This is a genomic window from Kitasatospora purpeofusca, assembly GCF_000718025.1.
Lineage (GTDB): Bacteria > Actinomycetota > Actinomycetes > Streptomycetales > Streptomycetaceae > Kitasatospora > Kitasatospora purpeofusca.
The window spans coordinates 1-248 of the sequence record NZ_JODS01000125.1 but is presented as its reverse complement, the minus strand read 5'-3'; the positions used below and the strand labels follow the sequence as shown (position 1 = coordinate 248).

Annotated in this window: 1 tRNA gene; it reads right to left on the bottom strand. The window is 63.3% G+C overall.

Features of this window, described 5'->3' with window-relative positions:
- Position 1 precedes the first annotated feature (1 nt).
- Positions 2-75 (bottom strand) — tRNA-Met (locus tag IF01_RS0141030).
- Between the last annotated feature and the right edge of the window lie 173 nt (positions 76-248).

The window sequence follows — 248 nt, the reverse complement described above, 5'->3', positions numbered from 1 at the left end:
GTAGCGGGGACAGGATTTGAACCTGCGACCTCTGGGTTATGAGCCCAGCGAGCTACCGAGCTGCTCCACCCCGCGTCGGTGAACACGACCCTACGGCACTGTGTGGGTGAAAAGCGAATCCCTTTCGACCGGGGTGCCGGGAAGCCGATTTTTTGCTCGGTGAGCGGTTGCGGGGTAACGGTTCCGGGAACGGCGAAGGCCCGGAGGACGGATCCTCCGGGCCTTCGTTGCTACTGAGTAGCGGGGAC